Genomic DNA, 24161 nt, shown 5'->3' on the forward strand with positions numbered 1-24161 from the left:
TCTCGGGTCGGCGGCACCCTGACCTGCGGGAGGCGCGAAGTCCAGCCCATGCGCCGGGCTTGCATCCCCGTCTCATTGCCGACAATGATCGCACGAATGGCGGGCGACCCAGAGAAGCCGCGATACGGGAGGACGGGAACAATGGCGCTTGAGGACGCGAAAAACCAGGTAGATCAGGCTTTTACGCGCGATACTCTGCGTGGGCTGAGCTATGAGAACAGCTTTGGCGGGGCGCTGTCATTCCTGCGGCGGCGCTATAGCAAGGACCTGACAGGTGTCGATCTGGCGGTGACAGGCGTGCCCTTCGATCAGGCGGTGACCAACCGGCCCGGTGCGCGCCTCGGGCCGCGCGCGGTGCGCGAGGCCAGCGCCTTGCAGGTGTTCGACCCACCCTATGGCTGGGATGGGTTCAGCCCGCTGGAGGAGTTCGATATCGTCGATTTCGGCGACCTGGCGTTCGATTATGCCAATGTCCCGGCCTTTCCCGCCGCGTTGACAGAGCATATCCGCGGCATCCTCAAGGCCGGAGCGGGCAGCATTGCCCTTGGCGGGGATCACTATATTTCGTTCCCGATCTTAAGGGCTTACGCCGAAAAGTTCGGGCCGCTGTCCTTGCTGCAGTTCGATGCGCATAGCGATACATGGGCGGATGACGACATGGATCGCGTGGATCACGGGACGATGTTCTACAAGGCGGTCAAGGAAGGATTGATCGACCCGGAGCGTTCGGTTCAGGTGGGCATTCGCACGGTGAATGACGACAATCTGGGGGTGCCGACCATCGACGCACGCGAGGTGCATGAGTGTGGTCCTGTGGAAACTGCCAGAAAAATCAAAGAGATACTTGGCGATTCTCAGGTATACGTGACCTTCGATATTGATTGTCTGGACCCGGCGTTCGCCCCCGGCACCGGCACACCGGTCTGGGGGGGGCTGAGCAGCGGGCAGGTGGCGATCATCCTGCGCGATCTGGCCGGAATCAACATGGTGGGCGGGGATGTTGTCGAAGTGTCGCCCCCCTATGATACCAGCGGGGCAACGGCGGTGGCGGGCGCGCATGTGGCGATGGAGTTGATTTGCTTGTGGGGCTGGACGCGGCGTGGCCGTCGGGCCGGGTAACGGGTGGCCGCCGTCGGATGCCTCCGGCGGGGATATTTCGGGCAAGAAGAAGGGTGACGGTGCGATGAAATGGCTGGCGGTCGGGCTGGGGGTGATCGGGATTCTGGCCGTGGGGCTGAGCCTTTATGTGCGGCTGGCACCGAGCGATCCCGCGCGATGGCACCGGATGCCCGCCGCGGTCACCAATCGCGATGTCGCGGGGGGCGCGATGCGCGTGATCGGCGCCGGTGAGGGCGGGTTGCAACGGCTGGACGACATCATCCGCGCCACGCCGAGAACGCGGGTGCTGGCCGGATCGGTAAGCGAGGGGATGATCACCTATGTCACCCGGTCGCGCGTGTTCGGTTTTCCCGATTATACCACGGTGCGCCATACGGGGCCGCAATTGGAACTATACGGGCGGCTGCGGTTCGGGGGATCGGATCTTGGAGTGAACGCGGCGCGGCTGGACGGCTGGCTGGTGGCCTTCGCGCAGCGAGGATGACAGGCAACCCGTCGAGATTTCGCGCCACATCGGGACGTTCAGCGACATCTGGCATTGCGCCATGAAACTGCGCCCGTCGACGGTGAGACAGATCATGTCGCCCATTTCCACGCGGTTTCCGCCCGAGTCGGTGCAGTAGCACTCCACGGTCTTGCCGCCGGTTGTCTGGTCGGCAAGGGCCGGTGCGGTCAGTCCCGCCGTCAGAATTGCTGCTGTCAGCGCCCTCATGGGGGCAGAATAGCACAGGCTTTGGCCTTGACCAAACCGGGACAAAGGGGCAGATGCCGGTGCATGGTGCCTTTGGATAGACTGAACGAGATCGTGCAACGCTTCGAGTATCTCGAAGCGCAGATGGCGGCGGGTGGGGGCGACATCGCCAGGCTGGGCCGCGAATACGCCGAGTTGCGCCCGGTGGTCGAGGAAATCCGCGCCTATAGGCAGGTGCTGGAGGAGATCGGCGCGGCGCAATCCATGCTGGACGATCCCGAGATGCGCGATCTGGCGCAGGAAGAATTGAGCGAACTGGAGGCGCGCAAGCCCGGTTTGGAAGAGCGGCTGCAACTGGCGCTGTTGCCCAGGGATGCCGCCGATGCGCGGCCGGCGATTCTGGAAATCCGTCCGGGGACGGGCGGCGAGGAGGCGGCGCTGTTCGCGGGTGATCTGCTGCGCATGTATCAGCGCTATGCCGAGAGCAAGGGCTGGTCCTTCGAGGTCATCGAGATGTCGCAAACCGAGATCGGCGGCATCAAGGAGGTGGTCGCGCGGGTGGCGGGCGATCATGTGTTCGCGCGGCTGAAGTTCGAATCCGGCGTACACAGGGTGCAGCGCGTGCCGGAAACCGAAAGCGGCGGGCGCATTCATACCTCGGCGGCGACGGTGGCGGTGCTGCCCGAGGCCGAGGACGTGGACATCCAGATCGACCAGAACGATTTGCGGATCGACACGATGCGCAGTTCCGGTGCGGGCGGGCAGCATGTGAACACCACGGATTCCGCGGTGCGGATCACCCATTTGCCGACCGGGATCGTGGTGACGAGTTCCGAGAAATCGCAACACCGCAACCGCGAGATCGCCATGCAGGTCCTGAAGAGCCGCCTGTTCGATATGGAGCGGCAACGCGCGGCGGAGGAACGCTCGGCCAGCCGGGCGGCACAGGTGGGGTCGGGGGACCGGAGCGAGCGCATCCGGACCTACAACTTCCCGCAGGGCCGGATGACGGACCATCGGATCAACCTGACGCTGTATAAGCTGGATCAGGTCATGCAGGGCGATCTGGACGAGGTGATCGACGCGCTGACCGCGGATGCGCAGGCGGCCATGCTGGCCGAGATGGAATGACGGTACGCGCGGCGCTGAAACAGGGCATCGCGGTTTTGTCGGACGCCGGAGTCGAAGATGCGGCGCGGGATGCGCGGCTCTTGCTGGCGGGGGCCTGGGGTGTTCCGGCAGGGCGTTTGACGATCATGCAGGACGAGAGCGTGCCGCCCGAGGTGCAGCGCATCTATGAGGCGCATCTGCGGGAGAGGGCCGGGGACAAGCCCGTGTCGCGCATCCTGGGGCGGCGGGCCTTCTGGAAAGGGGAGTTCTTCGTCAACGCAGATGTGCTCGATCCGCGCCCGGATACCGAGGCGTTGGTGGCCGAAGCGCTGAGCGCGCCGTTTTCTCGGGTGCTGGACCTCGGGACCGGGTCGGGGTGCATCCTGATTTCGCTGTTGGGAGAGCGACCGGCGGCCAGCGGTGTCGGCACCGACATTTCCGAAGCCGCGCTGGACGTGGCGCGGCGCAATGCGCGGGAGGCCGGTTACACAGGGGCTGAATTCCTTCTGTCGGACTGGTTCGAGCGGGTCGAGGGGCAGTTCGACCTGATCGTATCGAATCCGCCCTATATTGCGATGGACGAGATGGCGGGGCTGTCGCGTGGGGTGCGGAATTATGACCCTCATCATGCGCTGACCGATGGCGCGGACGGTTTGAGTGCCTATCGCGTGATTGCGCGGCAGGCGGGGGCGTATCTGATCGAAGGGGGGCGGCTGGTGCTGGAAATCGGCTGGACCCAAGGGGCGGACGTTGTCGCCCTGCTGCATGAGATGGGATTCGCGAAAGCGCGGGTTCTGCCCGATCTGGAGGGGCGTGACCGCGTCGTGACGGCGGTCTGGCCCGGCTGAAACCCGCGTAAATACGCCAAAATACAAGTGATTTGCTGAAAATTTGCGCTTTGCCCTTGTCAGGCGGGGCCGGGCGTGTTTAGTGGAGGTTAGTCAAGCAAGCGATAACGCCCTTGGGCGATCCGCTTGACGCCAAGCCATTACATGTCGGATCCGGGAATAACTTCAGGGCGCTGACAGCGCCAAACGGATAAAGCGACGCATTGAGCACAGGGCTAAACAGCTAAACCAATGAGATCATCCAAGTCACGTTCGCGCAACAAGTCGGGCCGCAATCGGTCTGTCGGCAATATCGTCAACCGGGTTTTCGACAGCTCCGGCCCCGAAGGCAAGGTGCGTGGTACGCCGCAGCAGATCATCGACAAGTACAACCAACTGGCCCGTGATGCGCAGTTGGGCAATGATCGCGTCGCCGCCGAGAATTTCCAGCAACATGCCGAGCATTATCTGCGTCTTCTGGGGACCGCCCAGAAAGAGCAGGACGCCCGCCGTGAACAGCAGGAAAAGGAAAACCGCGAACGCCAGGCCGAGCGGGATCGTGAACGCGCCAAACGTCAGGAACGCGAAGCGAATGGCGGCGGCGGCGACCTTTCCGAGGCCCCGCAACCCGATTTGCTTGAGCCTGAATCCGATACCGATAGCGGGCTTGTGGAAACCCCAGAGACGCAGCAATCCGACAAGCCCAAGCGTCCGCGTAAACCCCGCGCCAAGAAACCGCCCAAGGACGACAGGGCGATCGGGGATGACGACGCTCAGCGCAGCGATGACAAGCCGGACGCGCCTGAAGCTGCCGAATAATCCGGCGTTCAGGTTCAGGTTTGCGGGATCGACAAGCCAGATGAAAAAAGCAGGGGTCTAGTGGCCCCTGTTTTTTTTGTACCGGCGCTCAGGCGTCAAGGGTCCGCGCAAGGGCGCAGAATTGTTCCAGTCCCACGGTTTCGGCGCGGTCGGTGGGTTTGATGCCAGCGGCGATCAGGCGGTCCTCGATGTCCGGAGCCATGCCCTTGAGGGCGGCGCGCAGCATCTTGCGGCGTTGGTTGAAGGCGCGTGCGACGACCCGTTCGAGCGTGGCCGCATCGGCCGGGTATCGCGGTTCGGGCAGCGCGCTGACATGCACAACGGCGCTGGATACCTTGGGGGGTGGCGTAAAGGCCGACGGCGGCAGGTGCATGACGATCTGTGCCTCACAGCGCCACTGTGCCAGCAAGGCAAGCCGCCCGTAGGCTTTTGAGCCGGGGCGCGCCACGATCCGCTCGGCCACTTCGCGTTGGAACATGAGAGTCAGGCTGTCCCAGACCGGCGGCCATTCCGCCGGTGTCAGCCAGCGGATCAGCAATTCGGTGCCCACATTGTAGGGCAGGTTCGCGACGATCTTGATCGGCGGCGTCAGATGCGCCAGCGGGTCGATCTCCAGCGCGTCGGCGTTGAGCACGGTCAGGCGTCCGGGATAGGCCTGTGCGATGTCCTCCAATGCGGGCAGGCAGCGGGTATCTTTCTCGACCGCCAGCACGCGGCGCGCGCCCTCGGCCAGCAAGCCACGGGTCAGCCCGCCGGGACCGGGGCCGATTTCCAGCACGTCGGCGCCGGTCAGATCCCCCGCGGCACGGGCGATCTTGGCGGTCAGGTTCAGATCCAGCAGGAAGTTCTGACCAAGCGATTTGCGGGCGCTCAGCCCGTGTGCGGCAATCACTTCGCGCAGGGGGGGGAGGGTGTCGATTGCGCTCATGCCGCGCTGCCCCGTGCCACGCCCATGGTCTGGGCCATCTTCAGGGCTTCGATCATCGAATCCGGGTTGGCTATGCCTTGCCCGGCAATGTCCAGCGCCGTGCCATGATCGGGCGAGGTGCGGATGAAAGGCAAGCCGAGGGTGATGTTCACGCCCCGGTCGAAATCCAGTGTCTTGATCGGGATGAGCGCCTGATCGTGATACATGCAAACCGCAGCGTCATAACCCGCGCGGGCACGATCATGGAACATGGTATCGGCAGACATCGGACCGAGCAGGTCCAACCCTTGAGCGCGCATCTGCTCAAGCAGGGGGGCGATTAGTTCGATCTCTTCACGGCCCATTGCCCCGCCTTCGCCCGCATGCGGATTCAACCCGGCGACGGCGATACGAGGCGAAGGCAGGCCGAAATCGCGGATCAGGGCCTGATGGGTGATGCGCAGCGTGTCGCGCAACAGATCGGCAGTGAGCGCCGTGGGAACCTGCGCCAGTGGAATGTGAATCGTCGTTGGTACGACACGCAGGGCCGGGCTGGCCAGCATCATCACGACGCGATCGACCCCGGCCAGTGCTGCAAGGTATTCGGTATGGCCGGGATGTGCGAAGCCGGCGCCGTCCTGAAGAGCTTTTTTGTGGATAGGCGCGGTGCAGAGCGCGCAAGCCTGACCGGAACGCACCAGATCGACACCGCGGGCGATCACGTCGATGACGCTTTGGGCGTGATCGGGATTGGGTTTTCCGGGGGTCAGGTCACCGGGGAAGTCATGACGCAGTACAGGCAGCGCGTTTCGCGCGGCCTCGGGGGCGTGAGACAGATCGTCGATCAGGGCCACGGGCGTGCCAGGGGGCAGGTGGGCGGGATCGCCGATCAGTACGAAAGGCAGGGAGTCGCGCAGTGCGGACCATGCGCGTGCGGCGAGCTCGGGACCGACGCCCGATGGTTCGCCGCAGCTGAGCGCGACCGGCGCGGTCATTCCAGATCGACGATCCGGGCTTCGGCGCGCAGTTGTTCCAGATAGCCGTTGGCGAAGGAATCCAGACGCTGATTGCGGATCATCATGCCCAACTGTTCGTTAGAGGGGCCTTCGCCTTCGAGCTTGGGTGTGCGGCCACAGAGCATGAGGAACACCAGGGTCTGCCCATTGGAGCGGGTCAGGGTGGTGGACACTTCGCCGGGGTCGAGCTTGGCCAGTTCGATGGCGATGTCCTGCGGGAGTTCCTCGGGGGCGCGTGAGCCGCGTTCCAGAACTTCGGGAGGTTCGCCTTTGGCGATCCCGTAAAGGTCATCGCAGACATCGGTATTGTCCTTGACCTGCTGGGCGCGGGCAAGGGCCTTTTGGCTGTGCCCCCCGGAGATGTAATAGGCGGCATATTCGATGGCCGAATATTCCGGGTCGGGGGCGTCGGTTTCCTCGATATCGCGCAACTGGAACAGGGCGACGGCACCTGGGATCGGCAGCGGCTCGCTGACCTCGCCCGGCCCGAGGCCCAGGATGATCGGGCGCAATTGCGGCGGCAGGTTGGTGATCGGCATCCAGTCGAGCCGACCGCCGCGCGCGGCCGAAGGGGCAGCCGAATAGCGGCGCGCCTCGGCGGCAAAGGCGGGAATGGTCGACAGTTCGGCAATGCGCGCCGCGCGGTCCTGCACGGCCTGTTCCTGTCCCGCCGGGGCCGGCATGATGAGTTCGGACAGAAGCACGCGGACGCCACCACTGCCGCCGCCCAAGGCGATGCGGGCACGATCCACGTCGGTTTCGTTAACCGAAACGCGCGGTGCAAAACGGGCGCTGACCAGTTCGCGCCAGGCAATGCCCGCCTTCACGAAATCGCGGTAGGTCTGCTCGGCCACCCCGGCACCGTCGAGGGCGCGCAGGAACTGTTCGGCGGTCATACCGGCGCGGCTGGCGAATTCTTCCATGCCGACCTGAACATCGGCATCTTCCAGAACGAGCCCGGCGGTTTGTGCGGCGTCCAGCTTGAGCCGGTCTTCGATCAGCTGTTCTCGCGCCAGTTGCTGCGGATTCCCCGGTGCGCGGAACAGTGTCAGCATGCGCGCCCGCTGTTGCAGCTCGAACCCGGTGATCACCTGATCGTTCACACGAATGGCGGGCGCAAAGAGGTTTTGCGCGTGGGCGGGGCCGTGAGCGGACCATGCAAGCACGGCGGCCATCAGGGCGGGAAGCGTGATTGCGGCGAGGAATTTGCGCATTCTGTATCTCATCTTGCCTAGTTCTTGCAATTGCGGACGTAGCTTTGATCGTCTGCCTTGGCGGTGAAGCCGCGCAGGCCGACGGTCAGGCTGATATCGGTTGATGGCCTGAGGATAGTGGAAGTGGTGTACCGACGCGAGGCCTTAAGCGCGATTTCCACACATTCGTTCGTGTAAGTCAGGCCGACACCGGCGTAGACCTTGCTGTTGCTGGCGACGTCATAGCGCCATTGCGCGCTGCCGGTCCAGTGATGCGCAAAACGGTAGCTGCCATCCAGAGACCATTCGGAGATATCTCCAGCACGGTTTTCACGCGGGTCTTTGCGCAGCCAGATATATGTCGCGCCGATACCGGTGAGGTCATTTTGCCAGCTGGCGCGCGCCTCGGCCTTGGTCGTCGTGAAACCGTCGTCGAACAGGCTGCGGCCCGTGACCGTCAGGCCATTGTTCAGTTTGAGTTGCCCCGCCACCAGCAGATCCGAGAAATTGTCCTGCAAGCCCGACGCCGTGGTGAATCCGTTCAATCCGCTGTATTCAAGCTCGATCTCGTCACGCACGACCTGACCGATGGCGAGCGTACTTTCCCATCCCTCCGGGTCATAGCGCGTCCAGCGTACACCATAGGCCGCGTTCAGGCCGCGTTCGCGACGATCCGGCGCGGTATAACGGGACATGGCGAAAAGGTTGCCCTCGTCGAACTCGATCATGGTGCTTTCGTCGTTGGGAATGTCGGGGTTCGATCCGCCGACCCAGGACAGCTGTGCCACGGGTTCGATCACATGCGTTGCGCCGCCACGGGTTGTTTTCAGCAAGGGCCAGCGCAGGCGCAGCGATGTGCTGGGTGTAACCTCGGTGGCCGACGAGGCGCTCAGGCCACCGGACTGGGCAATGCGAAACGAATCCACGGCGATGCCGGTCTGAAACCGGGCCAGAACGCCACCCGGCAAGGTCCAGTTGCGAATCCAGTCCGCACTGGCGGTCAGGCGGGTCACATCGCGCCCGTCTGCCCATAAGTCCATATCGCCCCCGTCAGTGCGCAGGTCCGATGTGCGGCGATGTCCGTGCAGCGCGGCCCCCAGCCGGATCTCGCCTCCCAGACGGGCCGGATGCAGGCGCCTTTCATATTCGGCATCACCGGCAAGCGTTGGCAGGGTGCTGTTGCTTTCGTTGAACCGCAGAGAATCGAAGACGGTGATCGCGCCGCGCATATATTCGTCGCGCCGGGCGCGTTCGATGGCGACCTCGCTGTCCAGCCGGTCTTTCCATGTATAACCGTAGCCCAGAAGATAGGTGTCATCACTGGCGTATTCGATGTCGAAACTGAGCTTGAAATCGCGCTTGAGCTCGAACTCACCCTCGGCGAACAGGTAGCCGCGCGTGGATTTCACGCCGAGGTCATCATCGCTGATCGCGCCCTTGAACTGTATGTCGCCATTGACGAAAGCCTGCCGGTAACGAAATTCCAGCGTTCGTGTCTTGTCGGTGATGAAAGGGGTCAGCGTCAGGTCGCGATGATCGTCTATGCGGATGAAATACGGCACCTTCAGACCGCTGCCCAACCGTGAGGAGTTGTAGAACGAGGGAATGAGAAACCCGGTTGCCCTTTCGAGTGTCGGGTCGGGCAGGCGCAGGCGTGGCAGGTAGAAGATCGGGAAATCCAGTACCCGCAGCTGCGCATCATCGAAATACAGCTGGCGTTCTTTCTGATCATGGATCACGCGCCGGGCGCGAATTTGCCAGAGTGGGGGGCGCCCGGTTTCACATACCCGGCACGAGGTAACCGCCGCCTTGTAAAGCTGGGAATAGCGGCCTTCGACACGGGCGATTGCATTCGCCGCAAGCTGTACCTGGGTCTCCATCACGATGCGCGCGCCGGTCAGCAGGCCGTTGGCCATATCACGGTCCAGTTCGGCCTGGTCGGCCAGGATCATGGTGCTCTCGCCGTCCTGTAACGTGATCGGCCCCTCGATGCTCAGCGTTTCGGCTTTGCTGTCATAGGTGACGCTGTGCGCCTTGAGGCGGCGGCCCTGATACAGGGCCTCGACATTGCCGGTCGCGATCAGCTTGTCATCGGGGGTGACCTGCACGTCATCGGCGACAAGGAATGCCGGCTGCGGGCTTTCTGTTTCGGTGCTGGCTTGCGGGGTCACGTCCTGTGCCGCAGCCTGTCGCGGGGCCATTCCCGGAGCGACGAGAGCGGTTGTCAGAAGAAGGGCGATTAGACGAGTCATCCTTCCTCCATATGCAAAAGAATTCCCACGGCGAGAAAAAGTGAGGCCACAGGCGGCGCCCAGGCTGCCAATAGCACCGGTATTTGCCCGTTTTCCCCCAGGATTTGCGCAAAGTTGCGAATGTAGTGCAATCCAAATCCCAGCATGATCGCTACTAAAACCGAAACCCCCGTGTTGGCAAGACGTGTGTGGCGCATGGTGAAACTGGCGGCCAGTATGACCAGAGCCGTCAGGAACAGGGGCCGCGCCAGTTCCATCTGGAACCAGACGGCATAACGGCGTGCCGAAAAGCCCGAGCCTTCAAGCTGTCTGATGTAGCCGGGCAGGTTCCAGATCGACACGTATTCGGGCCTGCCGAAACTGTCGGCGATGCGATCCTGTGTCAGTTCCGACGGTACGGCGAGTGTCGTGGCCGCGATGGCGGCGGCCTCGGGGTTCTCAGCAGAGGACAGATCCCACTGTTTGGCATCGCTCAACCGCCATTCGCCCCGTGTCAAATGGGCCTCGGCGGCGCTTACGCGGTGGATGGGATCGCCAGCGGGGGAAAACGACAGGAAGGTGGTATTGTAAAGCACGCTGAAGTCGGAACTGGCACGTTCCGCGTGGATGACAGTTTGACCGCTGTCGCTGCCTTGCCGCAGCCAGAGCCCCTCGATCGCGATGGCCAGAACGGTCAGGCCACCATTGCCCATCTGGGAACTGACCAGATCGTTGTGGCGCTTGGACGCGGCGGCGACGATGGGGTTGAGAAGCGTGACGCCGATCAGGCCGATCAGGGACGCCACGACCACCGGTGCGATGAGCGTTCGCATCGCGGATCGCCCGGACGCGCGCACCACGACCAATTCGGAACTGCGCGCCAGACGAAGAAACAGCGCCACGCTCGACAGTATGATGATCAGCGGCAGGATTTCGTAATTCGCATGCGGCACATTCAGCAGCACGATTTCCACGATATTGCCGAAGGGAAGGTCGGGAAAATCCTGAAGGTCCTTGATCAGGTCGATCAGTGCCAACAGCACTGCGAAAACCGAGAAGATTCCCGCAAAGGTCCAGAAGAAACGTCGCGCAAAATAGAAATGCAGGATCATGCCGGACGTTCCTTTTCGACGCGCGAAGACCGGCTCCTCAACAGGTTGCGGATCATGCCGGGTCGGGCTGACGCGTAAAGCATTCCCACGGTCAGACCCGCCCCTATAAGCGCGGGCAGGTACATGAGTGGCCATGCCGCGGCATTGGCCATCACCGTGCCCGAAACAGCCCCCTCGACCAGCTTGAGGCCGACCAGCAGGAAGAACGCCACGACGATCTGCCGCCAAACGCCGAAGCGGCTGTAAGCACCGACCATCAGGGTCGCAAAGCCGATCACCGCGGCCATGATGCACATCAATGGCTGGGCAAAGCGGTTGTGCAATTCAAAGGCCAGTTCACCAGGGCTGGCGCCGGTGCGTTCCGCCACGGCATCCGGGCGCACGAGCAGATCGTAGGTCTGGGCGTAGATGACCGAATCAAGGTTGAGGCGATCACCGATGATGATGCGGCTGATATCATAGGAAAAATCGTCGAAGTTGGTGGTAAACAGACGATTCCCGTCGCGTTGCAGGTTCTGGGAAAGACCATCGACCATCACCAGTTTGGTGCCGCCGCCCTCGCGCACGAGATAGGCCCGTTTCGAGGTGTAGATGACAGGGGCCTTGCGATCCCGCCTGTCGGACATGAAAACATCGCGCAACTCGCCCTCGGGGGTGATCTCGCGGATGTAGAAGGTCACGCCGGGCGAGGGGTGCAGGAATTCCCCCTCGGTCAGCAGTTTGGCCGAGATGTTCCGGCTGATTTCGACCTGACGGATGTTCAACTGGCTCTGGCTGGCGGGAATCAGCACATGCGTCAGCAATGACATCATTGCGGCAATGATGATTCCGAAAACCAACACCGGGCGCATCAGGCGCCAAGGGGAGTATCCGGTCGCCTGCACCACGGTCAGCTCGCTTTCGGTGCTCAGCCGGTTGGTCACGTAAACCGCTCCGGCAAAGGCCGCGATAGGCAACACGACGCCAATGACGGCGGGCAGGGTCAGCGCCGTGAATTCGATGAAAATCCACGCGGGCTGGCCATCCCCGATCAGCCGGTCGAACATGCGCACCGCCTTGTTGATCCAGAAGATGGATACCAGAACAAGCGCAAAAAAACCGAACAGAACCATGAATTGCGACAGCATGTATCTGTCGAATCTGGTCACGCGTTATCCCCCCAAGGCAGCAGTCTTGGCTGGCAACTTATCGGAATTGATCGCAGGGGAAAACTGCTAACTGGCCAAGTCGGCACAGCCACGCTAGGACTTGGATCGAACCGGATAAAGGAGCCGCCATATGACCATCCCAACCGAGATCAGTTTTCACGACACCGATATCGAAAAGATAGCCGGGACCAAGGGCCGTGTCGCCGTGATCGTCACCCCGGACGGGAAACTGGATAATGGTGCCCGTCGGGTCAACCGGCTGTGCAAGGGGGCGCTCAAGCGGTTGGTCGACAGTGACGCCTGGAGCAAGACGAAGCAGGGCGAGATCAAGTCATTGGCGTGGCCTGCGGGATTGGATGCCGAGGCGGTCGATGTGCTGTGCCTCGAGAGAAATGCAAGCGCCCTGGAAACCCGCAAGGCCGGTGTCGAACTGGCCAGGGCCGTGAACGGCGAAGAACTGCTTGTGCTGGCCGGTTCGGTCCGGCGGCCTGCCGAACTGGCATTCGGGCTGGCGCTTCGGGGGTATGAGTTTACCGAACGCAAGACCGCTGAAAAATCCGCACGCGGCGCGATACGGCTGATGGTGGGCAAACCCGAAGAGGTCGGTGAGGACTATGCGCCGCTGGCTGCCGTGGCCGAGGGCGTTTTCATGACCCGCGATCTGGTCAGCGAACCCGCCAATGTCCTGACGACCAGCGAATTCGCCAAGCGGATCGAGGGCATGGCCGATCTGGGGCTGAAGGTTACCGTCCTGGACGAAGCCGCGATGCAGAAACTGGGTATGGGCGCGCTCTTGTCGGTGGGTCACGGCAGCGCCAGCCCGTCGAAACTGGCGGTGATGGAATGGCAGGGCGGGGCCAAGGGGGCCGCGCCGCTGGCGCTGGTCGGCAAGGGCGTGGTGTTCGATACGGGCGGTATCAGCCTGAAACCCGCTGCCGGCATGGAAGATATGACCATGGATATGGGGGGCGCGGGCGTTGTCTGTGGCACGATGCGCGCCCTTGCGCAGCGCAAGTCCAGGGCCAATGTCGTGGGTCTGGTCGGGCTGGTCGAAAACATGCCCTCGGATCGCGCCACACGGCCCGGCGACGTGGTGACCTCGATGAAGGGCGACACGATCGAGGTGATCAACACCGATGCCGAAGGGCGTCTGGTTCTGGCCGATGTGCTTTGGTACGCGCAGGAAACCTACAAGCCTGCGGCAATCGTCGATCTGGCCACGCTGACCGGCGCGATCATCATCGGGTTGGGTCATGAAAAAGCGGGCGTTTTCTCGAACGATGACGGGTTTTGCGGCAAGTTTCTCAAGGCGGCGGAAACCGAGGGCGAAGGCGCGTGGCGGATGCCTCTGGCCGAGGCCTATGACAAGCAGTTGAAATCCGACATTGCGGATATGAAGAATGTGGGCGGGCGGCCTGCCGGGTCGATCACCGCGGCGCAGTTCCTGCAACGCTTCGTGCAGGACGATGTGCCGTGGATTCACCTGGATATCGCCGGTGTGGCCAGCGTGAAATCGGATACGACCTATGCGCCCAAGGGAGCCTCGGGCTGGGGCGTGATGGCGCTCAACCGACTGGTGGCCCAGCAGTTCGAGACCGAGTGATGGGGGCAGCCTATTTCTACCACCTGACACGCCGCCCGCTGGAGGCGACCCTGCCCATGTTGGTGGGCAAGGCGCTGCAGGCGGGGTGGCGGGTGGCTGTCCGGGGCGTCGATCCGGGGAGGATGGACTGGCTGGACCAGAAACTGTGGCAGGGCCCCGAAGACGGGTTCCTGCCGCACGGGCTGGCCGGTGGGCCACATGATGCCGACCAGCCCGTATTGCTGACCACCGCGCCCGACATGCCCAACGCTGCGGCCTGCCTGATGACAGTGGATGGTGCGGGGGTGGAGCCGGACGAGGTGCAGCGGCTGGAACGGGTTTGCATCCTGTTCGATGGCAATGACCCGGATGCCGTGCAGGTGGCCCGTGGGCAATGGAAGGCACTGACCGGCGCGGGGTGTTCCGCACAGTACTGGTCCGAGGAATCGGGCCGGTGGGAGAAGAAGGCCGAGGCCTGAGCCGGCTTAGCGGGTCAGGACCAGTTTGCCGCCGCCGATCTCGACGCTGGAAAAGCGTTGCAGGTAGTCCATGCCGAGGAGGGATTCGTCCATCGCCCCCTCGTTGACGACGGCGCGCACGTCATGATCGCGGATCGGGCCGATGGCGATACTGTCGAGTTTGACAGGCGCTGTGCGCACGGTGCCATTGGCCGTATAGGCGCGCCCGATATAGATCAGGTCGCTCAGGTCCAGCCCGGCCTCGCGGGCGTCCGATTGGGACAGCACGATCTGGCTGGCGCCAGTATCGACAACGAACCGGATCGGGGTGCCGTTCACCTCGGCTGTCAGATAGTAATGCCCGTCCGGGGCGCGCGGCAATTCTATACGGTTCCCTTGCGTCATGACGGTTTGCGTGGGCTGTACGGTCTGGCGGATGTCCCCCCAGAGTCCGACGGCGGCGATGACGCCGACGAATATCAGACCCCAGACAAGCGCCTGTTGTGTGACCTTGCCAAGGGATGCGCGGTTCTGGGCGAAAAACCACAGGAGAACGGCGCCTCCGAGAAGGACGAGATAGATCAGGCGGGCCGTGTCGAAATTATCCATGACCGGGATATAAGCCGCTGCAAGGGCAAGGGAAAGGTCAACCGGCTAGTCCGAAACCGCGCAGCCCGTCGAGGACGAACTGCACGGCGAGCGCGGCCAGAAGCATCCCCAGAAGACGGGTCACCACGTTGATGCCGACGCGGCCGAGCGCGCGCTCCAGAAGTCCGGCCATGAGGAACAGGATCAGCACGATCAAGACGACCAGAAGCATCACCCCGCTTACCAATGCCATGCCTTCAAGGCCGGGGTTCTGCCCGGCCAGAAGGATGACCGAGGTAATTGATCCCGGCCCGGCAATCAGGGGGATGGACAGCGGAAAGATCGAGGGATCGTCGTTGTCGTCCTCCTCTTCGGCCTCGTCCGCCTGGGATTTGCGCCGTTTGCTGCGCCGCTCGAACAGCATGTCGAGGGCGGTGATGAACAGCAGGATACCGCCCGCGATGCGGAAGGCGGGCATCGAAATGCCGATGAAGCCCAGAACCGCCTCGCCAAAGGCGGCAAAGACGATCAGGATCAGGGCCGAGGTCACGCAGGCGCGCAGGGCGATGGCCCGGCGCTTGGCCGTGTTCATGCCTTGGGTCAGCGCAACGAAAATCGGCGTCATTCCGATCGGGTCGATGATGACGAACAGTGTGACGAAGGCGGTGATCAGAAAGGGAACGTCCATTTCGGCTCCGGTTGCGTTAGACCATGGGTAGGGCGCTATGCGGCAATCCGCAAGCCTCGCGCCCTAGCCTCCGGCCTCTTCCAGCCGCTCCAGCGCCGTCATCCACAGGGTTTCGGCGCGGGCCAGCCCGTCTTCGATCTCGGCGTATTTCTTCTGCCATTCGGCAACGCCGTACGTATCGTCATAGATCGTCGGGTCGGCCAGTTTTGCCGCGACTTTCTCGCGCATTTCATTAAGCTTATCAACGCGCTGTTCGCATTTTTTCACGTCCTGGCGCAGCGCGATCAGGGCCTCGCGCGCGGGTCGCTTGGGTTTGGCCGTCGGCTTGTCCTTGGTCTGTGTCTTGGCGGGTTTGTCCCCGGCCAGCAGCATGTTGCGATAGCTGTCGAGATCGCCCTCGTAAGGGGTCACGCGCCCGTCCTTGACCAGCCACAGCCGGTCGGCCACGAGGCCGAGCAGGTGCATGTCGTGGCTGACGAGGATCACCGCACCGGAATAGGCGGTGAGCGCTTCGACCAGGGCCTCGCGGCTTTCGATATCGAGGTGGTTGGTCGGCTCGTCGAGGATCAGCATATGCGGCGCGTCGATCGTGGCCAGCATCAGCGACAGGCGCGCCTTTTGCCCGCCGGACAGCTTGCCGACCAGCGTTTCGGCCTGTTCCGCGCCGATGCCAAAGCCCCCGAGACGGGCCCGCAACCGGGCGGGGGCTTCATCGGGGCGCAGGCGGCGGATATGGTCGATGGGGGTTTCGTCAAGGTGCAACTCGTCGACCTGATGCTGCGCGAAATAGCCGATGCGCAGCTTGGAGGCGGTATGAATTCGCCCGTCCATCGCATCAAGTTTGCCAGCTAACAGCTTGGAAATCGTGGATTTTCCCTCGCCGTTACGGCCCAGAAGGGCGATGCGGTCATCCTGATCTATGCGCAGGTCCAGCCGGGATAGCACCGCTTTTCCGTCATAGCCCACGGCGGCACCGTCCAGCCGCACGATGGGGGGCGACAGTTCCTCGGGTTCGGGGAAGGAAAACTTGCGCAATGCTGCCTCTTGCGGGCGGGTGATGGGCTGCATCCTGGCAAGGGCCTTGATCCGGGCCTGCGCCTGTTTCGCCTTGTCGGCCTTGTAGCGGAAGCGATCGACATAGGATTGCAGGTGCGCGCGGCGCGCTTCCTGTTTCTGCGCCTCGGATTCGGCGGCGGCAACGCGGGCGGCGCGGGTTTTGGCAAAGGTGTCGTAGCCCCCCTGATAGAGGGTCAGCTTGCGGTCTTCGAGGTGCAGGATCGAGCCGACGGCGCGGTTCAGCAGGCCCCGGTCGTGGCTGATGACCAGAACGGTATGCGGATAGCGCGCAAGGTAGCTTTCCAGCCACAGGGCGCCTTCGAGGTCCAGATAGTTGGTCGGTTCGTCCAGCAACAGCAGATCGGGCTCTGCGAACAACACGGCGGCTAGGGCTACGCGCATTCGCCAGCCACCCGAAAAGGCGCTGCAGGGCTGTGCCTGTTCGGCGTCGGTAAAGCCCAGACCCTTGAGAATACTGGCCGCACGCCCTTCGGCGGACCAGGCGTCGATATCGGCCAGTCGCGTCTGGATGTCGGCGATCCGGGTGGGATCGGTGGCGGTGTCGGCCTCGGTCAGCAGGGCCGCGCGTTCGGTATCGGCGGCCAGCACCGTGTCGATCAGGGAGACCTCGTTGCCGGGCACCTCTTGCGCCACGCCGCCGATACGGGCGCGCGAGGGCAGGGTGATGTCGCCCGTCTCAAGCGCCAGTTCCCCACGGATCAGGCGGAACAGGGTGGTCTTGCCGGTGCCGTTGCGACCGACGATACCCACCTTGTGCCCGTCGGGGATGGTGGCCGAGGCGTGTTCGATCAGGGGGCGGCCCGCGACCGAATAGGATATGTCGTTGATGCGCAGCATGGGCAGGGGTGTGACGCAATCGCGGTCAGCCGTCAATCGCCGCTTTTCAAACTCATGACCCCATGCTATCGGGGCCGCGATATATGGGGTGCGGGCCGGGGCCTGCGCCGGTTTCATTCAAAGGAAAGAGGCTGACATGGCTGTCGAACGCACGCTGAGCATCATCAAACCCGATGCGACCAACCGCAACCTGACCGGCAAGATCAACGCCAAGTTCGAAGACGCGGGCCTGCGCATCGTTGCGCAGAAGCGTATTCAACTGACCAAGGCGCAGGCCGGTGAATTCTATGCCGTGCACAAGGAACGTCCGTTCTATGACGAACTGTGCGAGTTCATGGCATCTGCGCCGGTCGTGGTGCAGGTTCTGGAAGGCGAAGGCGCGATTGCCAAGAATCGCGACGTGATGGGTGCCACCAACCCGGCAGATGCCGCGGCGGGGACGATCCGTGCGGAATTCGCTGAATCGGTCGGCGAAAACTCGGTTCACGGTTCGGACGCGCCGGAAACGGCAGCGGTCGAAATCGCATACTTCTTCTCGGGTCTGGAACTGGTCGGCTGAGCCGGATCAAATCTTCCGAGTATTGGGCCGCACTCTGAAAATGGGTGCGGTCTTTTCATTTTAAATCAGGGCGTTACCGCCCGTTCCTCAAATGCTGGCAAAGTCGTTGAAGACCTGTTTGGAAATGGTCTGAGGCTTGGTTGGAATCTGTGGCGGGGCCTTGGTCGAGGCCGGTGCCGTGGGTTGGGGGGCTGCTGCTGTAGCCATGGGTCTGCTCCTTTTATCAAGGCAGGCCAGCCGGCTAGCGCACGACTGGCGCCTGTTTATGTTAACCCAGTTCCTCATCGAAATGAGGCATAAATGTGGCAACACACTGTTTCGCCCGGTTTCGTGTGGGGATGTGTCATAAAAGTTTCAATGACTTAGGCACCCAACACCTGACCCGCCCGGATCGCTGATTCCGTTCCTCGCGCGCAATGCCGGGGGCGGTGCGGTGAGGAAAACGGGATCGCGGAGGCCGGTGATTTCGGGTTTGGGTTTCGTACGAAACGTACGATGTGTACGCGGGTTTTGTACGAAACTCGGGGGGAATGAGGAAAGCTGTGTCCATGAGGGACGCAACGACCGGCCGGATCGCGCGGAGGGCCGGGCAAACGGGCGGCTTGATGGCCGCCCGCTGTCGGAAGGTCAGGCCATCATCCGGGCGACGGTTTCGCCGAAGGATGACGGCGTGGGGACGATGGTCACGCCCGAGCCTTTCAGGATCTCGACCTTTTCCTGCGCCGATTCCCCGAAGGCCGACACGATGGCCCCGGCATGACCCATGCGCCGCCCCTTGGGGGCCGACAGGCCGGCCACGTAGGCGGCGACGGGTTTGGTCATGTGGTCGCGGATGTATTCGGCGGCTTCGGCCTCTTGCGGGCCGCCGATTTCACCGACCATCACCACGGCGTCGGTTTCGGGATCGGCCTCGAACAGCTCCAGTATGTCGCGGAAGCTGGAGCCGTTGATCGGATCGCCGCCGATGCCGATGGACGAGGACACGCCGATGCCTTTCGACTTCATCTGGCTGGCGGCCTCGTAGCCCAATGTGCCCGAGCGTCCGACGATGCCGATGCGGCCCGGTTCGTAGATATGCGGCGGCATCAGCCCGGCGAAGGCCTGACCCGGTGTGATGATGCCCGCGCAGTTGGGGCCGATCAGGCGCATGCGTTTTTCCGCCTTGTAGCGGCGCATGTAGCGTTTGACGCGGATCATGTCGGCGGCGGGGATGCCGTCGGCGATGCAGACGCAGGTCTTGATGCCCGCATCGGCGGCTTCCATGATCGAATCCGCGGCGAAGGGGGGCGGGACGAAGCTGATGACGAGGTCGGCGCCGGTTTCGGCCACCGCGCCCTTGACGGTGTTGAACACCGGCAGGCCCAGATGGGTGGTGCCGCCCTTGCCGGGGGTCACGCCGCCCACGACATTGGTGCCGTGGTCGATCATGTCCTGCGCATGGAAACTGCCGATGCGCCCGGTGAAGCCGGTGACGAGAACCTTGGTGTCGCTGTCAATGAGAATGGCCATTACGAGGCCTCCTTGAATTTGGCGTCTTTCCATGCGCCGACGACGCGGTCGGCGGCTTCGGCGAGGGTGTCGGCGGTGATGACGGGCAAGCCGCTGTCATTCAGAACCTTGCGGCCCTCTTCGACATTGGTGCCCGAGAGGCGCACGACGACGGGGAGGGTGAGCTCCAGCTCCTTCATGGCCAGAACCACGCCTTCGGCGATCCAGTCGCAGCGGTTGATCCCGGCGAAGATGTTGACGAGGATCGCCTCGACATTGGGATCGTTCAGCACCGCCTTGAAGGATTTCAGTACCCGTTCGGGGCTGGCGCCGCCGCCCACGTCAAGGAAGTTGGCCGGTTCGCCGCCCGACATCTTGATCATGTCGAGCGTGGCCATCGCCAGACCCGCGCCGTTGACGATGCAGCCGATTTCACCGTCGAGCCCGATATAAGAGAGGCCGCGATCCTCGGCATAGGTTTCGCGGGTGTCTTCCTGACTCTTGTCGCGCAGTTCGCCGATTTCGGGACGGCGGAAGAGGGCGTTGTCGTCAAAGCTGACCTTGGCGTCGAGCGCGACGATCTCGCCTGCTTGCGTCACGACCATCGGGTTCACCTCGACCATGTTGGCGTCCATTTCGGCCATCAGGCGATAGCAGCCCATGATGGTCTTGACCGCCTGCGCGATCAGCGGCGGTTCCAGCCCCAGCGAAAACGCGATTTCGCGGGCCTGAAACGCCTGCATGCCCACCGCCGGATCGACGACCGAGCGAATGATCGAGTCGGGCTCCTGTTCGGAGATTTCCTCAATCTCCATGCCGCCCTGTGCCGAGGCCACGACGACCACGCGTTCGAGTTTGCGATCCATCACGAAGCCGAGATAGATTTCCTGCGCGATGCTGGTGGCCTCTTCTACATAAAGGCGGCTGACGAGTTTGCCTTGCGGGCCGGTCTGGTGCGTGACCAGCCTGCGGCCCAGCATCCATGTGGCGGCGTCCGAGATTTCCTCTTCGGAGGCGCAGATACGCACGCCACCCGCCTTGCCGCGTGCGCCGGAGTGGATCTGCGCCTTGACGACCCATTTGTCGCCGGACAGTTCGCTGGCGCGGTAGACGGCCTGTTCGGGGCTGTAGGCGATGCCGCCGCGCGGCACCTGCACGCCGAAGCGCGTCAGCAGGTCCTTGGCCTGATATTCGTGGATGTCCATGATGTGTCCTTCCTTATGCGTGCTGCGCGACGATGGCGTCGGCCACGGCGATCACGTTGTTGGCCATGCGTTCGCTGGCCGCGTCGATCATCTTGCCGTCGAGGCTGGCGGCGCCTTTGCCTTCGGATTCGGCCTTTTTGAGTTCTTCGATGATGCGCCGCGCGCGGGTGACTTCGGTTTCGGGGGGCGAGAAGACATCGTTGGCCAGGTCGATCTGGCTGGGGTGGATGGCCCATTTGCCCTCGATCCCCAAGGCGGCGGCGCGTCTGGCGCTGGCGATATAGGCGTCGGGATCGGAGAAGTCGCCGAAGGGGCCATCAATGGCGCGCAGGCCATAGGCGCGGCAGGCCACGGTCATGCGCGACAGGGCGAAATGCCACTGATCGCCCGGATAGTCGGGGTTCAGCCCGCCAATCACCACGGTGCGCGCGCGGTTCGAGGCGGCGTAATCGGCCACGCCGAAATGCAGCGCCTCAAGCCGGCCGGGCGCGGCGGCGATGGCTTCGACATTGGCCATGCCGAGCGCGGTTTCGATCAGCGCCTCCATCCCGATCCGGTGGGGCAGGGCGCAGGCCTCTTCGATCTGGGACACCATCGTTTCGACCGTATAGAGGTCTGCCGGGACGCCGACCTTGGGCACGAGAATGGTATCGACATGCTGCCCGGCCTGTTCCAGCACCTCGACCACGTCGCGATACATATAATGTGTATCCAGCCCGTTGATGCGGATCGAGATGGTCTTGCCCTTGGCCTTCCAGTCGATGTCGTTGAGGGCCTGGATGATGTTGGCGCGGGCCTTGATCTTGTCGGGGGGCGCGACGGCGTCTTCGAGATCGAAGAAGATATAGTCGGCGGTACTGTCGGCGGCCTTGTCGATCATCGCGGGGCTGGAGCCGGGCACGGCCAGTTCCGAGCGTTGCAGGCGTTGGCGTTTCAGCGGGTGCAGGGTGTAGCTCATGGCAGGGGGTCCTTATGTATAATGTGTGGGCTCAGGCGGCCTTGGCCGGGGCGAGCGCGGTGTCGGGGGTGGTGGTGCGGAAATGTTCCTGTGCGGCGGCGACGCCCGAGCCGGGTTCGATCGCGGCGCCCGCATCGCGCAGGGCCATTTCCGCCGCCGATATCCCCGCACACAGCATTACCGGGTTGAGCGAGCCCAGATGCCCGATGCGGAACACCCGGCCCGCCAGCTTGTTCAGCCCCGAGCCGAGCGAGGTCTGGTATTTGTAATAGGCGGTCGAGATCACGTCGCGGGCATCCACGCCGTCGGGGGTGTAGATGGCCGACACGGTGTCGGAGTACCATTCGGGACCGGCGGCGACGAGCGAGCAGCCCTGCCAGGCCCCGACCGCGCGGCGCACGCCCTGGGCCAGGCGGGCGTGGCGTGCCCAGACGGACTCCATCCCGGCGTCGAGCATCATGTCGACGGACACGCGCAGCCCGCGCAGCACCTGCGTGGCCGGGGTGTAGGGGAAATAGCCGGTGTCGTTGAACGTGATCATGTCGGCAAAGCTGAAGTAACAGCGCGGCATGGTGGCGGATTTGCTGGCCTCGATGGCCTTGTCCGAGGCCCCGAGGAGGCCCAGACCGGCGGGCAGCATGAAGCCTTTCTGCGAACCCGCGACCGCCAGGTCGACGCCCCAGTCCTGCATCTCGAATTCGATGGAGGCGATGGAGCTGACGCCATCGACGAACAGGAGCGCGGGATGCCCGGCCTCGTCCAGTGCGCGGCGCACGGCGGCGATGTCGGAGGTGACGCCGGTGGCGGTTTCGTTATGGGTGCAGAACACCGCCCTGATCTTGTGGTCCTTGTCGGCCAGCAATTTGGCGGCGTAGTCTTCGACCGGGACGCCCTTGCCCCAGTCGACCTCGCAAAGATCGACGTCGAGGCCCAGCCGTTCGGCCATGTCCGCCCACAAGAGCGAGAACTGGCCGAAGCGCGACATCAATACGGTGTCGCCCGCGTTGAGCGTGTTGGTGATCGCGGCCTCCCACGCGCCGGTGCCCGAGGTGGGAAAGACGAAGACGCGCCCGCTCTTCATCCGGTAGACCGATTTCAGATCGTCCAGCAGGCGGGTGACGAAATCGCTGAAATCCGGGGCGCGCATGTCTTCCATGGGGATGTTCATGGCCTGACGCACCGGGTCGGGCACATTGGTGGGGCCGGGGATGTAGAGGTGTTGAAAGCCGTGCATGATCGTTCTCCGATATTGGATGCTGACACGATCTTTGCGCGTGGCGCGTCGGCGCGAAACGCCCGTTGGAATGGTCATGGCGGACATTGGCGCGGGGCTATCACCGAACGGGTAGGGGGTGGCTACCCGTTCGGGGGCGCGGCGGCTTCGGTGTTCCGTGGTATGCGGCGGTATTCCAAATTCTCCTTTAAAATCATCGGTTTCGGGTGATGTTTTGTCGCATTAGACGGCTCTCGATTTTTCGCGGGATGGTGTAGACTGGCCCGATGGAGGAGACGCAGATCATGACAAAAGCCCCGCCGCAGGGGGAGGCGCCGCCTGTGCCGCAGGTGATCGTGGCCGACCGGCAGGTGATCGTGTGCCAGGGGATCGGCTCGCTCGTGGCGCAGATCCCCGAGGTGGAACTGGGCGCCTTCGCCACCGACAAGGCCAGCCTGAAAAAGCTGCTTTCGGCGGTGCGTGGCCCGGCGATCCTGATCCTGGGGGTGCGGCTGGCCGATGGCGACCTGACGCAGGTTCTGGGAACGGTGCGCAAGGATCATCCGCATGTGATGGTCGTCGTGGTGGCCGAGGAGAGTGAATTCGCCTTCATCCGCAGCGCGATCAAGCAGGGGGCCAATTCGGTTTGCATGATGGGGCAGATCCTGACCAGCCTGCCGAAGATCCTCGGCAAGCTGGTCGAGGGGCATTCCATCGTGCCCACGGATATCCTCAAGCGGCTGACATCGGAAACCACGGACTCGCTGTCGCGGCGCGAGCACGAGATCCTGGCGCTGCTGGTGGACGGGCTGACCAATTTCCAGATCTCGGCCCGGCTGGGTCTGAGCGAGAACACCGTGAAGTATTACCTCAAGGCGATCTATCAGAAGCTGGAGGTCAATTCGCGCGGGGCGGCGATCGCCAAATACGTGGCCGGCAATTACTGACGAGTCGCTGTCCGGTGTGACGGGCCGGCGGGACGGGCAGGGGGCGATTCCGGGATTTGCCGGATCCTGCGGGGCGTCGGGGCGCGATTCCCGCATCATCGGGTCATTTTCGGCGATGGCTCCGCAGCGATTTGCCGGGGGCTTTATGAATACGGCAATAATATGCTATGTTACCGGGTGTGTTGACGCATATTTCTTTCGTCCGTGATGCCGTTTTTGAAACAACGTTCACGCAACCCAATGAAAACACGGTAAAAATCGGTTTTTCAAAAAAAATGTGACGTTGGTGATAAAAAGGGGTTGCGGGGTTTGGGGTGAAGCAGTAGATACCCCTTCACCGGCGGCGCTGAGGTGCTGACGGGACGCGGGACGGACTGAGGGAGCGGAG

Annotated in this window: 23 protein-coding genes; 9 read left to right on the plus strand and 14 right to left on the minus strand. The window is 63.2% G+C overall.

The window, feature by feature from the left end; all coding sequences use genetic code 11:
• Nucleotides 1–141: 141 nt before the first annotated feature.
• Both speB and KPG71_RS14990 read left to right on the plus strand, forming a co-directional pair.
• The gene (gene speB / locus KPG71_RS14985; RefSeq protein WP_216338798.1) at nt 142–1119 is read left to right on the plus strand and encodes an agmatinase; all 978 of its coding nucleotides are present in this window, start codon (nt 142–144) and stop codon (nt 1117–1119) included.
• A gap of 64 nt (nt 1120–1183) precedes the next feature.
• The gene (locus KPG71_RS14990; RefSeq protein WP_216338832.1) at nt 1184–1603 is read left to right on the plus strand and encodes a DUF1499 domain-containing protein; all 420 of its coding nucleotides are present in this window, start codon (nt 1184–1186) and stop codon (nt 1601–1603) included.
• On the opposite strand, the gene KPG71_RS19665 is transcribed toward KPG71_RS14990, so the two are convergent.
• Nucleotides 1511–1831, minus strand: a complete 321-nt coding sequence (locus KPG71_RS19665; RefSeq protein WP_253196286.1) for a hypothetical protein — start codon at nt 1829–1831, stop codon at nt 1511–1513. The genes KPG71_RS14990 and KPG71_RS19665 overlap by 93 nt on opposite strands.
• A 63-nt stretch (nt 1832–1894) precedes the next feature.
• Here KPG71_RS19665 and prfA point away from each other — a divergent pair, with 63 nt between their 5' ends.
• The 3 genes from prfA (at nt 1895) to KPG71_RS15005 (ending at nt 4566) form a co-directional block, all read left to right on the plus strand.
• Nucleotides 1895–2941 carry a peptide chain release factor 1 gene (gene prfA / locus KPG71_RS14995; protein ID WP_216338799.1) on the plus strand — a complete coding sequence of 349 codons (1047 nt, stop codon included), beginning with the start codon at nt 1895–1897 and terminating at the stop codon, nt 2939–2941.
• On the plus strand, nt 2938–3768 hold the full coding sequence (gene prmC, locus KPG71_RS15000; RefSeq protein ID WP_216338800.1) for a peptide chain release factor N(5)-glutamine methyltransferase: 831 nt from the start codon (nt 2938–2940) through the stop codon (nt 3766–3768). Before prfA ends, prmC begins: the two co-directional genes overlap by 4 nt.
• A 231-nt stretch (nt 3769–3999) precedes the next feature.
• Nucleotides 4000–4566 (plus strand): DUF4167 domain-containing protein, encoded by a 567-nt coding sequence (locus KPG71_RS15005; RefSeq protein WP_216338801.1) that lies wholly within the window; start codon nt 4000–4002, stop codon nt 4564–4566.
• A gap of 88 nt (nt 4567–4654) precedes the next feature.
• Here KPG71_RS15005 and rsmA read toward each other — a convergent pair whose 3' ends face one another.
• From rsmA to lptF, 6 genes are read right to left on the minus strand one after another with little or no spacing between them, the layout of a single operon-like run.
• Nucleotides 4655–5494 carry a 16S rRNA (adenine(1518)-N(6)/adenine(1519)-N(6))-dimethyltransferase RsmA gene (rsmA, locus tag KPG71_RS15010; protein WP_216338802.1) on the minus strand — a complete coding sequence of 280 codons (840 nt, stop codon included), beginning with the start codon at nt 5492–5494 and terminating at the stop codon, nt 4655–4657.
• Nucleotides 5491–6468, minus strand: a complete 978-nt coding sequence (pdxA, locus tag KPG71_RS15015; protein ID WP_216338803.1) for a 4-hydroxythreonine-4-phosphate dehydrogenase PdxA — start codon at nt 6466–6468, stop codon at nt 5491–5493. The genes rsmA and pdxA overlap by 4 nt, the downstream gene beginning before the upstream one ends.
• A complete protein-coding gene (locus KPG71_RS15020; protein WP_216338804.1) occupies nt 6465–7715 on the minus strand; it encodes a peptidylprolyl isomerase in 1251 nt (416 codons plus the stop codon). Before KPG71_RS15020 ends, pdxA begins: the two co-directional genes overlap by 4 nt.
• 5 nt (nt 7716–7720) lie before the next feature.
• A complete protein-coding gene (locus KPG71_RS15025; RefSeq protein ID WP_216338805.1) occupies nt 7721–9934 on the minus strand; it encodes an LPS-assembly protein LptD in 2214 nt (737 codons plus the stop codon).
• Nucleotides 9931–11025, minus strand: coding sequence for an LPS export ABC transporter permease LptG (gene lptG / locus KPG71_RS15030; protein ID WP_216338806.1), 1095 nt, complete (start codon nt 11023–11025; stop codon nt 9931–9933). Before lptG ends, KPG71_RS15025 begins: the two co-directional genes overlap by 4 nt.
• Entirely contained in the window at nt 11022–12152 is a 1131-nt protein-coding gene (gene lptF, locus KPG71_RS15035; protein ID WP_216338833.1) for an LPS export ABC transporter permease LptF, read from the minus strand. The genes lptG and lptF overlap by 4 nt, the downstream gene beginning before the upstream one ends.
• 151 nt (nt 12153–12303) lie before the next feature.
• On the opposite strand from lptF, the gene KPG71_RS15040 reads away from it, so the two are divergent.
• Together KPG71_RS15040 and KPG71_RS15045 are read left to right on the plus strand one after the other, a co-directional pair.
• Nucleotides 12304–13776: a leucyl aminopeptidase gene (locus KPG71_RS15040; protein ID WP_216338807.1), complete on the plus strand. Its 1473-nt coding sequence runs from the start codon at nt 12304–12306 to the stop codon at nt 13774–13776.
• On the plus strand, nt 13776–14234 hold the full coding sequence (locus KPG71_RS15045) for a DNA polymerase III subunit chi (RefSeq protein WP_216338808.1): 459 nt from the start codon (nt 13776–13778) through the stop codon (nt 14232–14234). Before KPG71_RS15040 ends, KPG71_RS15045 begins: the two co-directional genes overlap by 1 nt.
• 6 nt (nt 14235–14240) lie before the next feature.
• On the opposite strand, the gene KPG71_RS15050 is transcribed toward KPG71_RS15045, so the two are convergent.
• The 3 genes from KPG71_RS15050 to KPG71_RS15060 all read right to left on the minus strand — a co-directional run bounded on the left by KPG71_RS15050 (nt 14241) and on the right by KPG71_RS15060 (nt 17403).
• Nucleotides 14241–14822, minus strand: coding sequence for a TIGR02281 family clan AA aspartic protease (locus tag KPG71_RS15050; protein ID WP_216338809.1), 582 nt, complete (start codon nt 14820–14822; stop codon nt 14241–14243).
• A 37-nt stretch (nt 14823–14859) separates the two neighbouring features.
• A complete protein-coding gene (locus KPG71_RS15055; protein WP_216338810.1) occupies nt 14860–15489 on the minus strand; it encodes a MarC family protein in 630 nt (209 codons plus the stop codon).
• A 63-nt stretch (nt 15490–15552) separates the two neighbouring features.
• A complete protein-coding gene (locus tag KPG71_RS15060) occupies nt 15553–17403 on the minus strand; it encodes an ABC-F family ATP-binding cassette domain-containing protein (RefSeq protein ID WP_216338834.1) in 1851 nt (616 codons plus the stop codon).
• A gap of 136 nt (nt 17404–17539) precedes the next feature.
• Between KPG71_RS15060 and ndk the strand changes: the two genes are divergently transcribed.
• Nucleotides 17540–17962, plus strand: a complete 423-nt coding sequence (gene ndk / locus KPG71_RS15065; RefSeq protein WP_073037819.1) for a nucleoside-diphosphate kinase — start codon at nt 17540–17542, stop codon at nt 17960–17962.
• Between the two features lie 627 nt (nt 17963–18589).
• On the opposite strand, the gene sucD is transcribed toward ndk, so the two are convergent.
• From sucD to KPG71_RS15085, 4 genes are read right to left on the minus strand one after another with little or no spacing between them, the layout of a single operon-like run.
• Nucleotides 18590–19471, minus strand: coding sequence for a succinate--CoA ligase subunit alpha (gene sucD / locus KPG71_RS15070; protein ID WP_216338811.1), 882 nt, complete (start codon nt 19469–19471; stop codon nt 18590–18592).
• On the minus strand, nt 19471–20655 hold the full coding sequence (locus KPG71_RS15075; RefSeq protein WP_216338812.1) for a malate--CoA ligase subunit beta: 1185 nt from the start codon (nt 20653–20655) through the stop codon (nt 19471–19473). Before KPG71_RS15075 ends, sucD begins: the two co-directional genes overlap by 1 nt.
• A 13-nt stretch (nt 20656–20668) precedes the next feature.
• Nucleotides 20669–21613 (minus strand): CoA ester lyase, encoded by a 945-nt coding sequence (locus KPG71_RS15080; protein WP_216338813.1) that lies wholly within the window; start codon nt 21611–21613, stop codon nt 20669–20671.
• A 31-nt stretch (nt 21614–21644) separates the two neighbouring features.
• The gene (locus KPG71_RS15085) at nt 21645–22847 is read right to left on the minus strand and encodes an aminotransferase class V-fold PLP-dependent enzyme (RefSeq protein ID WP_216338814.1); all 1203 of its coding nucleotides are present in this window, start codon (nt 22845–22847) and stop codon (nt 21645–21647) included.
• A 284-nt stretch (nt 22848–23131) separates the two neighbouring features.
• Between KPG71_RS15085 and KPG71_RS15090 the strand changes: the two genes are divergently transcribed.
• Nucleotides 23132–23773: a response regulator transcription factor gene (locus KPG71_RS15090; protein ID WP_253196287.1), complete on the plus strand. Its 642-nt coding sequence runs from the start codon at nt 23132–23134 to the stop codon at nt 23771–23773.
• Nucleotides 23774–24161: the final 388 nt, after the last annotated feature.

It is taken from the genome of Roseovarius sp. PS-C2, from assembly GCF_018862045.1.
Taxonomy (GTDB): Bacteria; Pseudomonadota; Alphaproteobacteria; order Rhodobacterales; family Rhodobacteraceae; genus Roseovarius.